The following is a 9,798-nucleotide window of genomic DNA, read 5'->3' as shown; positions in this document are numbered from 1 at the left end:
GGGTCCCGGCGAGTTTGGTGGCGCCGTACGGCCCTGCGGGGCGGGTCGCGGCGGCTTCGGTGACCCGCACGCCGTGGGTGGTCGTCCCGTACTCGGCCGCCGAACCCAGGTGGACCAGCCGGGCCCGGGGCGCGGACCGGTGCAGGGCGGCGGCCAGAACGGCCGGTCCGCGGGCGTTGACCTCGGCGAGGGTGACCGGGTCGCCGCCGACGGACCCGGCGCAGTTGACCACCGCGTGGGGATCGAACTCCCGCAGTGTGTCGGCGAGTTCACCGGGCGTGGTGGTGGCGAGGTCCACGTGCGCTCCGGCGCCGGGGCCCCGGCCGCAGCCGAGCAGCCGGACGCCCGGGAGGGCGCCCAACTGCCCGGCGGCGTGCGCGCCCAGGTAACCGGTGGATCCCAGGACGAGAATGCGCATCGTCGCTCAGGCTCCCTTGAGCAGCAGCGAGCGGTGCGTGGTGAACTCCGCGTTGGCCCGGTCGTAGTCGTCGGGCCGCCCGATGTCGAGCCAGTAGCCGTCGAACGCGTAGGCGTGCGGCGGGTTGTGGGTACCCAGGAGGTCCAGGACCAGTTCGTCGAAGCCCAGCGGGAGGCCCGGTGTGTAGCCCTCCAGGGTGGCCCGGGAGAGCCCGTACACCCCCATCGACACCCGGTAGTCGATGCTCGGCTTCTCGGTGAACGCGACGACCTTGGTGGCGTCGGTGGTCAGCACCCCGAAGTCGATGCGCACCTGGCGGGCGTAAGTGGCGATGGTGAGCGGGGCGTCGGAGGCGCGGTGCTGCTTCAGCACGTCGGCGTAGTCGAGGTCGGTCAGGACGTCGCCGTTCATCACGAGGAACGTCTCCGGCAGCCGGTCGCGCAGGTTCAGCAGCGGACCGATGGTGCCCAGGGGGCTCTCCTCGGTGGCGTAGTCGACCTTCAGGCCCCAGCGTTCGCCGTCGCCGACATAGGCCCGGATGATCTGGCCGAGATGGCCGATCGCCAGGGTGCAGCTGGTGAATCCGGCGGTGGAGAGCTGCCGGAGCACGATCTCCAGAATGGCGTGCTGGTCACCGATCGGTACGAGCGGCTTGGGAAGCGCGGTGGTGTACGGCCGGAGCCGGACGCCCTTGCCTCCGGCTAGTATCACAACGTGCATGGGGGCCTCCCTTGGTGCGGCTGGTGGGGTGGGTCGGGCTGTGCAGGGGGGGTGGCTGGGCTGTGGGGGAGTCCATGGGTGTGACGGGGTGTCAGATGTTGTAGATGTCGGTCTTGTAGCGGGCCAGGTTGGCCGGGTCGCGGAAGAAGTCGACGGTCGCGGCCAGTCCCTGCTCCAGGTCGTGGGCCGGGGTCCAGCCGGTGGCGGCGGTGAGCCGGGACGCGTCCGCGACCAGCCGCATCACCTCGGAGTTGGCCGGGCGGATGCGCTGCTCGTCCTCGCGGACGTCCAGGTCGGTTTCCATCACCTTGCCGATGAGCCGCACCAGGTCGCCCACCGAAATCTCCCCGCCCGTACCGGCGTTGAAGGTGCGGCCGACGACGTCGCCGGCGGGCGCCGTGCCGACCGCGAGGAACGCCTGCGCGGTGTCCCGTACGAAGGTGAAGTCGCGGGTCGGACGCAGATCGCCGAGCGTGATCGTGCGCGAGCCCGCCGCGACCTGCCCGATCACGGTCGGGATGACCGCCCGCATCGACTGCCGGGGCCCGAAGGTGTTGAACGGGCGCAGGGTGACCACCGGGGTGGCGAAGCTCGCGTAGTAGCTGTCGGCCAGCCGGTCGCCGCCCGCCTTCGAAGCGGCGTACGGGGACTGGGTGTTGATCGGGTGGTCCTCGGTGATCGGCACGGTCTGTGCGGTGCCGTACGTCTCGCTGGTCGAGGTGTGCACCAGGCGCGGGGTGCCGAGTGCGCGCACCGCCTCCAGGACGTTGAGGGTGCCGGTGACGTTGGTGTCCACGTAGCTGTGCGGTGCCTGGTAGGAGTACGGGATCGCGATGAGCGCCGCCAGGTGGTACACGGCGTCCGCGCCCTCGGCCAGCGCCCGGACCGAACCCGGGTCGCGGACATCGCCCAGGACGATCTCCACCCGGTCGAGGACGTCGGCGGACAGCGTCTCCAGCCAGCCGTACGAGGAGAAGGAGTTGTACTGCGCCATGGCGCGCACCCGGAATCCGGCGGCGACCAGGGCCTCGGTCAGATGGGAGCCGATGAAGCCCTCGGCGCCGGTGACTGCGGCGAGCGGTGAGGTGGTCAACGTGGTTGTCCTTTACGGAGGTTGGTGAGGTGACGGGCGGACGGGCGCCGCCCGCCCGGGAGTGCCGGGGGCCGGGGCGCGGAAGCGGAGGTCGGGGAAGGGGCCGGGGAGTGCGCCGCCTCAGGCGTGCGCCGTCGGCCGGCCGAGCAGGGCGACACAACAGACCAGCAGGGCCACGGCGGCCGCACCGCAGCAGAGCAGCGGTACGAGCGGGCCGGGCGGCGGGACCGGCAGGGCCGCGCTCGCGATCACGGCTGTGCCCGCGACCCCGGCCCCGCCCGTGGCGCCGGCCGCCCCGGTGATCCCGGCCGCCCCCATGACCACACCCGCCCCCGCGACCACGGCCGCCGCGGCGGCGCAGATCGCGGCGGGCAGCCAGGCGATGCCGAACGCCTGGAGCAGCAGCGCCGTCCACAGCACCGCCCCCAGGGCGAGCAGCGGCGCGACCTCGGCCCCGGTCAGCAGCGCCGCCGGAACCAGCGGCAGCAGATAGCCGAGCAGACATCCGCCCAGTACCGCCGAGGACCGCAGCCGGAACCCGGCAGGCGTCGTCGTCCCCCGCAGCGCCGCCACGCAGCGCCCCCGGTAGCGGAAGAGCAGCCACTCGGCGGGGCCCATGCTGAGGGTGAGCGCCACGACGGCGTACGGATGCCGCTGCCCGGCGAACATCACCAGCACCCCCGCACTCAGGCCGAACAGCCCGTACGGCAGCGAGGCGAGCACACCCGGCCGCACCGCACCCGCCGCAGGGGCCTCCTTGAGCGCCGTACGGATGGTGTGCCAGGCGGCGGCCACCACCAACAGCCCCGTCAGCAGAGGCAGTCCGGCCCGCAGCCACGGCCCGGGCTCCAGCCACGGCAGCAGCCCCGCCCCCACGATCAGCGGCACGAGCGCGCCGAGCAGCAGCCGCTCACGGGCGAACACCAGCAGCACGCTCGCCGCCGCGAGGTAGACCGACTGCCACACCGTGAACAGGGCGGCAGGCCCGGGACCGACGAGGGCCGTCCCCGCGCCCGCCGCCAGCAGCGCGCCCGCCGGAGCCCCGTACAGCAGGGTCCGCCCGGCCTCGCGGCGTCCCGAAGCGAGCCGCAGGTACGCCCGGTGGGCGAGTGCCTGGCTCCACGCCCAGGACAGCAGGCCCGCCACGACCAGCGCGAGCACCGCCCCGTCCGCGTACCAGAGCCCGGAGGTCAGCGGGTAGGCGAGCCCGGGCAGCCCGAACAGCGCCCCGCGCAGCGCGCACCGCAGGTGGTCGGGTGCCCACGGGTCGGCGGCGGACGCGGGCTCCGGGAAGCTGCGCGGTACCCGGGTGTAGAGGTCGTCGGCCAGCGAGAAGAGGTTCCCGTGTCCGTACTTCTCCTTGATCGCGCCCGCCGTCAGGCCCTCGGACTCCAGCAGGGCGGCCACCTCGTACGGGTGCACGGCGGGCCCGATCCGGTCGGCGAGCTGCGCCGCGAGCTCGTCCACCGCGTCGTCGCCGCGCACCCGCCGCCCCGCGCCGATGCGCGGCAGCCGCAGCGTCGCCGTCACCGAGGAGACGGAGGCCAGCCGCAGTGCGAGGGTGTCCTCCCTGCCCCGTCCCGGCTCCAGGTACATCGGGCCGCTCATCCGGCCACCCGCCTCAACTGCACAGTCTCCGAAGGGTCGTTGACCCCGGCCAAGAGCGGTCCGGTCGTTCGGCGGGCCTCGGGGGCAGGGGTGCACGGGGTGGCTGCGCCGGACGACGCCAGATCGACGTAGAGGGCCCGGAAGGTGTCCACGGTCTGGCGCAGCGTGAACTGTTCGACCACCCGCAGCCGCGCCGCCTCGCCCATGCCCGCTCGCCGCTGCGGATCGCGCAGCAGCTCCAGCGCGGCGGCGGCCATCGCGGACGGGTCGCGCGGCGGCACCACGAGCCCTGCGTCACCGACCGCCTCGCGGACCCCGCCCACGTCGGTGGAGACGGTGGCCCGCCCGCACGACATGGCCTCGATCAGGGTGAAGGGGAAGCCCTCGCTGATGCTGGAGAGCATCACCACGTTGCCCGCCGCGTAGGCGTCCTTGATGTCGTCGACGCGGCCCTCGAACGTGACCGCGTCGCCCTGCCCGAGGGAGACTGCCAGCTCCTCGCAGCGCTCCCGGTACGCCTCGCCGCCGCGCGGCGTACCGCCGAACAGCCGCAGTCTGGCCGCCGGAAGCTGGGCGCGCACCTCGGCGAACGCCCGGATCAGCGTCTCCAGGTCCTTGATCGGGTCGACCCGGCCCGCCCAGCTGAGCGTCGGCCCGGTGCGGGGCGGCCGGGCCGGCGGGGCCCGGGGGGGCGGGCGGGGGGCGGGGCCCACGCCGTTGTAGACGGTGCGTATCAACTCCGGTGGCGCGCCGCCCTGTTCCTCCCACAGCCGGTTGTACCGGTTGCCCGGGGTGATCAGAGCGGCCCTGCGGTACGTCTCCTCCGCGAGCAGCCGGAAGAAGCCGAGCAGCGCCGCCTTCACCGGCCACCGGTAGGGGGCCGTCCGGTAGCCGAGGTAGCGCTCGCGCAGATACACCCCGTGTTCGGTCAACAGCAGGGGCACGCCGTGCAGTTGGAGCCCGGCGAGCCCCGGCAGCACCGCGACGCCGCCGCTCACCGCGTGCGAGACCCCCGTCTCGGGCGGCCGGGCGGCCAGCGGCCTGAGCGCGTGCTCCAGGAGGCTGGTGGCAGTCACCGCGTCGTGCACGGTGGGCCCGGCCTCCCGGACCGGCAGCCCGGGCCGGTTCCACACGCCGGTGAGCACCCGGATCGCGGCGTCGCCGCGCAGCGTGGGGCTGAGCGCCCCGTCCCGGGCCGCGTGCGCCATCTCGTACAGGGCGGGTGCGAAGCCGTCCTCGGCGCCCGGGTCGAGAGTTGCGGTGAGGAACTGTTCGTACGCCGTCATGAGCCGCCGCAGCCGACGGCCGCGCGGCGGCGAACCGGCGGGTGCGGGGCCCCACATGGGTACGGACACGGGCTCCCGGACGTGCGCGGGAAGCTGCCAGGCGAGGGGCTCGCGGCCGGTCCCGGTGACCGCGATGACGTCGAATGCGAGGTCGGGCATACCGGTGACCAGCTGGTCGCACCAGACACTCACTCCGCCGTGACTGTGCGGATAGGTGCCTTCGGTGAGGAGGGTGACCCGCACAGCACCGGAGTGCGGTGCGCGGTGTGGATCGGGCATGGGTGCGCTCCACGGCAAGAAGGTTGCGGAAGAGAGAGGGGAGCGGACCGGCCGCCGCGTCGCGGTCGGCCCCTCGTGCCCTCGGTGGTGCGTGGCCGGGATCAGCGCTGACTGCGGTACGGCACCGGTCGTGCGACGCCCGGCGGAACCGGGGTGCGCGGTGCGGTCTGCTGCGGAGCGGCGTCCTTCGCGGTGGTCTTCCCTGTGTCCTTCGCGGTGGTCTTCGCGGTGCTCTTCGGGGTGGCGGGCGGTGGCACCTCGGGTGCGGTCAGCGCGAGGGTCACGTCGGTCCGCCCGGTGTCGGGGGCCACCCACCCGGAGACCGTTCCCGCGTACGCCTGCCCGAAGGCGTCGGTGCCGGAGGCGAGGACCCGGCGCGTGCCGGCGGGCATGGTGGCGGTGGCCCGCACCCCGCCGGGGGCCCGCACGGTCACGGTGTCGCCGATCCGGTACGCGGTGACCTGTCCGGCAGACAGGGCGGACGTCCACGAGGCCCGGTCGCGCAGCTCCGCGCCGATGTCGCGCATCCGCAGGTTCACCAGGGGTGCGGACGCCGTGTACAGGGCGTCGTAACCCCGGATCGCGCCGTCGAGGACGGGGTAGGCGATGCGGTCCTCGGCGAGGTTGGACTGGTGGATGAAGTGCGGGCGCGGATCGTTGCCCAGCACATGGCTCATCGCGGTGCTGATCTCCTGCGGCACGACGTGCTGCGCGTACCCGGTGGCTGTGTCGAGCGGCGCGGGCAGGCAGGTGGTCGAGGGGAGGTCCTCGCAGAGGCCGCTGCCGCCCTGGGCGCGGCTGGTGTAGATCCAGTTGTACTCGTCGACCTGCTCGGCGACCCGGCCCGCGTTGTAGAAGATGTTGATCGGGTGGCGGGAGACCGTCAGGGCCGGCCCGACCGTGCGCTGCTGCGGTTCGCGGGAACTGTCCGAGCCGAGCCAGCCGATGCCGTTCGCGGCGAGGGCGGGGGCGAGGTTCGGGTTGTCCTCGGGCTGCTGCGGCGAGAGCTTCAGACCGGAGTGCTCGCCGGTCACCAACTCGTCGTCCGAAACCGGGAGTTGCGCCGTCGAGGCCCACTTCCGGTTGTCGGCTATCTGCCGGGACGTCTCGGCCTGGCTGACGTACAGGGTCGAACCGTCCGGGTTCTTCGCACACTTCCACGGCACGCTGGAGACGTCCTGCTCGCACCCGAGGTAGGGGTGGTCGTAGGTGTGGTTGATCCAGCGGAATTCGTCGCGCTTCGCGCCGAAGGAGTCGGCGAGGGGGTCCGCGCCGTTGTTGTTCTCGCGGTGCTCGACACTGCCGCCGCCGTTGTACGCGAGGTCCAGGGTGAAGCCGCGGGACCTCGACCAGTCGACTGCGTACCGGACGTCGTCCGGGGTCATCCGGATCGGGTTCGGCCGGCCCTGCCCCGGTGGGCAGTCCACGTCGCCCGGGGTGCAGTTGAGCCGCGAGTCCCAGCGGTCGTCGGCGGCGAAGACGTCGTCGATGTGCACGGCGAAGTAGTTGCGGGCCGCGCCGAGGCGGACGTTCTGCGTCATCCAGTCGACGATGCCGCGGGCCAGCAGCCGGAACTGCTGCTGGTACTGGTTGTAGGCGAAGGTGACGACCAGCTCGCGTCGGCCGTCGTGCCGGTACTCGCCGACGAGGCTGCCCGTACCGGTGGAGCCGGGGATCGGCGCCTCGACGTAGGGGATGAAGTCGGCGCCGGGGGCGGGCTCGGCGAGGAACGCGTAACTCTCGCCCACGGAGGGGGAGTTGTCCTCGAACGGGACGGCCCCTTCGAGATAGCCGAAGGGCCCGCCGCGACCGGCGGCCGTCACCTGGGCCCGCACGCCGTCCACCGAACCGCTGTAGGCGGGCACCTGGAGACCGACCTGGGGCCGGGCGTAGGTGTACGCGTTGACCTGGGGCACCGCGTAGAGCGTCTCGTACTTCACGAGCGCGGCCTGTTCGCCCGAACCCACCGGGAACGGGCTGTCGTTCGGCAGTACGACCGCCTGGTACTTGGCCCGGGGGCGCCCGTCCACGGTGTCGGCGAGGAATGCGGCGTCGATCACCGGCCGCCCCGGCTTCGTGAGGTCGACGAGGGTGAACGGCGTGCCCGCGGCGGTCAGTTCGGCGGCGATGGCGGCGGTCGCGGGACCTCCGTCGCTGACCACCAGGACGCGCAGGTCGATGCGCGGTGCTTGCTCACCCGCCACGGCGGCGGGTGCCCCGGCCGCCGTCGGCAGGCCCGACGCAGGGGTCGCGGGTAAGCCGAACGCGGGCGCTGCGGGTAAGCCGAGCGCCAGTACGAGCACGCCTGCGCCGAGGGCGCGATGACGTCTGATCCGCTTCATGCGGTGTGCTTCCCTCCCGAACGGGACCGCGGCGCTGTCGCCGGGCGGCCCCCCACCCCCACGCGGCGGCGACACCCCTGGGACGGGAGTGGCGCTGCCGTGTCCTGATGCGACACATATTCCTGCCTGAGTGCTCAACTTGTGTGGCTGATGTGAAAGATGACGAAAAAATGCAGGTGTCGTTCGAAGGGCCGGGGCAAGGAGAAGGGGCACCGGAGAGTCGCCGCCGAAGAGCCCTTTCGGGCGGTGTGAAGGGTGTCCGGGGCAGGCGGGGCAAGGAGGCAAACGCTTTCCGTGAGCCTTGGGGCACGCTTCGTGAACATCCACCGGAGTAGACCAATTACCGCTTGATCCATGCGCTTCTTCCAGCCATGCACAAGACCGGCCGACCCCGGGGGGAGGGGGCCGACCGGTCGTCAGGGGGACTGTCCGTGGAGCGGGTTCAGTCCTGTGCGGGGGTGGCGCAGGTGACCGTGGTCTCGGGGGTGTGGAAGATGCCGTCCTTCACGGCCCGGCCGTCGTCGTACTCGTAGTAGAGGTACGAGTAGAAGCCGATCTTGCCGTTGCAGCCGGAGTCGGCGGCCACCTGGACGGGGAGCGTCACGGTGCGGGAGGCGCCGGGGGCGAGCGGGATCGCGTAGTTCAGACCGAGGCTGCCGGTGCCGGTCCCGGTGCAGCTGACGCCCTCCGAGGTGCAGGAGGCGAAGGCGTACTTGAGGTCGGTGCGCTGGGTGGTGGGCCAGGTCGGCTGGACCGTCTGGTAGACGAACCGGATATCGGTGGCCTGGTTGTTGGTGAGGGTCATCGTCAGGTTGGCCGTGGAGCCCGGAGTCACCGAACCCTGCTCGGAGCTGAACGTCAGGTCGGGGGTGTCGGCGCCGGCGGGCCCGGCCGGACCGAGCAGGGCGAGGGACAACGCGAGGACCGTGGCGAGAGCGAAGCGTCTCGGCTGAGTGATGCGCATGGGGCCGGAGACTAGGAGCGGCGTGGGCCCGCCGTCTTCCCCCGTCGCTCCGGGGCGCGGTCCGTGCGGCCGGATCCTTCCGCCTCGTGCAGCAGGAGCGTCCGGGCCGGGGTGAAGGGCAATGTGCTGTACGAAGCATGGGCGGACGGCCGTCTCGGGTGATGCCGTGCTGCCGGACCGCGCCGGAGGGGGCCGTGCGCTTATGGCTGGAACTGTGCGCAGCGCGAGCGCGGAGCAGGGTGTGAAGCCGGACCGGAAAGACGGGCAATCCGGACAGGAGGTGAAAGTTGAGCGGATCCCCGGAGTCCGCCGGTGGTCCGAGAGGGGCGGAAAGCCCTGAATGCGCATCGACCGCACGGCCCCTCGACCCCGGCGTCCCGGTACCGCCGGTGCCCGGCCCGGGGGTGGGTGGGGCGGCGCGGAAAGCAAGGGTCTCCTGCTGCCGGGAGGATGGCCGGACGGGGAGGGTTGCAGGGTGCCGCGGGAGCGACTATGTGAGGGAGAAGTGAAGGACAGTCAGGTGTGCGTCCCCTCCCGCAGCCCTTCCCGACGGTGTACGGGACACTGCTGCCGGCCCGAGGTCCGCACACCGTCGGACGTCGGACGGGCCGGGATGCTCAGGGGCGCGGGGAACTGCGCGATCCACCACGACGCACCCGCACCACGCCGAGTCACCCGCACCACGCCGAGTCACCCGCACCGACGCACCCCCACAAGCACCCCAGCACCCAGCACCCCAGCACCCAGCACCCGGCACCCAGCACCCGGCACCCGGCACCCAGCAAAGGAGCCCACCATGACCCACTTCCTCCTCGTTCACGGCGGCTACACCGGCGGCTGGATCTGGCGCGACACCGCCACCGCGCTCCGTCGCCTGGGTCACGAGGCCCACCCCCTCACCCTCACCGGCCTCGGCGACCGCCGCCATCTCGCCACCCCCGCCACCGACTTGGAGACCCACGTCGAGGACGTACTCCAGGCCCTCGACCACCTGGACGCCGGACCCCTCGTCGTCGTCGGCCACAGCTACGGCGTCCACCCCGCCGTCGGCGCCGCCGTCCGGCGCCCGGGACAGGTCGCACGGATCG

Annotated in this window: 8 protein-coding genes; 1 reads left to right on the top strand and 7 read right to left on the bottom strand. The window is 72.8% G+C overall.

Translation table 11 applies throughout. The features are described from left to right. The 7 genes from ACWGIG_RS32855 to ACWGIG_RS32825 form a co-directional block, all read right to left on the bottom strand. A partial coding sequence (locus ACWGIG_RS32855) for an NAD-dependent epimerase/dehydratase family protein (protein WP_453325345.1) occupies nt 1-418 on the bottom strand: 418 nt, incomplete at its 3' end. 6 nt (nt 419-424) lie between these two features. Next, nucleotides 425-1,138, bottom strand: a complete 714-nt coding sequence (locus tag ACWGIG_RS32850) for a nucleotidyltransferase family protein (RefSeq protein WP_453325344.1) — start codon at nt 1,136-1,138, stop codon at nt 425-427. 91 nt (nt 1,139-1,229) lie between these two features. Then, nucleotides 1,230-2,231, bottom strand: a complete 1,002-nt coding sequence (locus ACWGIG_RS32845; protein WP_453325343.1) for an SDR family NAD(P)-dependent oxidoreductase — start codon at nt 2,229-2,231, stop codon at nt 1,230-1,232. 120 nt (nt 2,232-2,351) lie between these two features. Further along, complete coding sequence (locus ACWGIG_RS32840; protein WP_453325342.1) at nt 2,352-3,839, bottom strand: hypothetical protein; 1,488 nt, start codon at nt 3,837-3,839, stop codon at nt 2,352-2,354. After that, entirely contained in the window at nt 3,836-5,404 is a 1,569-nt protein-coding gene (pelF, locus tag ACWGIG_RS32835) for a GT4 family glycosyltransferase PelF (RefSeq protein ID WP_453325341.1), read from the bottom strand. Before pelF ends, ACWGIG_RS32840 begins: the two co-directional genes overlap by 4 nt. A gap of 101 nt (nt 5,405-5,505) precedes the next feature. Then, a complete protein-coding gene (locus tag ACWGIG_RS32830; protein WP_453325340.1) occupies nt 5,506-7,746 on the bottom strand; it encodes a hypothetical protein in 2,241 nt (746 codons plus the stop codon). A 442-nt stretch (nt 7,747-8,188) separates the two neighbouring features. Beyond that, the gene (locus tag ACWGIG_RS32825; protein ID WP_453325339.1) at nt 8,189-8,710 is read right to left on the bottom strand and encodes a hypothetical protein; all 522 of its coding nucleotides are present in this window, start codon (nt 8,708-8,710) and stop codon (nt 8,189-8,191) included. A 796-nt stretch (nt 8,711-9,506) separates the two neighbouring features. Here ACWGIG_RS32825 and ACWGIG_RS32820 point away from each other — a divergent pair. Next, nucleotides 9,507-9,798: alpha/beta fold hydrolase (locus ACWGIG_RS32820; protein ID WP_453325338.1), on the top strand; the 292-nt coding region annotated here is incomplete at its 3' end.

The sequence above is a fragment of the Streptomyces sp. NPDC054863 genome, from assembly GCF_053610825.1.
Note: the sequence above shows the minus strand (reverse complement) of the source record. Positions and strands in the feature narration are given on the sequence as shown.

Excerpts from the sequence above, each read along its gene's own strand:
- ACWGIG_RS32840 (WP_453325342.1), bottom strand. The coding sequence starts at position 3,839 with ATGAGCGGCCCGATGTACCTGGAGCCGGGACGGGGCAGGGAGGACACC.
- ACWGIG_RS32825 (WP_453325339.1), bottom strand. The coding sequence starts at position 8,710 with ATGCGCATCACTCAGCCGAGACGCTTCGCTCTCGCCACGGTCCTCGCG.
- pelF (WP_453325341.1), bottom strand. The coding sequence starts at position 5,404 with ATGCCCGATCCACACCGCGCACCGCACTCCGGTGCTGTGCGGGTCACC.
- ACWGIG_RS32850 (WP_453325344.1), bottom strand. The coding sequence starts at position 1,138 with ATGCACGTTGTGATACTAGCCGGAGGCAAGGGCGTCCGGCTCCGGCCG.
- ACWGIG_RS32830 (WP_453325340.1), bottom strand. The coding sequence starts at position 7,746 with ATGAAGCGGATCAGACGTCATCGCGCCCTCGGCGCAGGCGTGCTCGTA.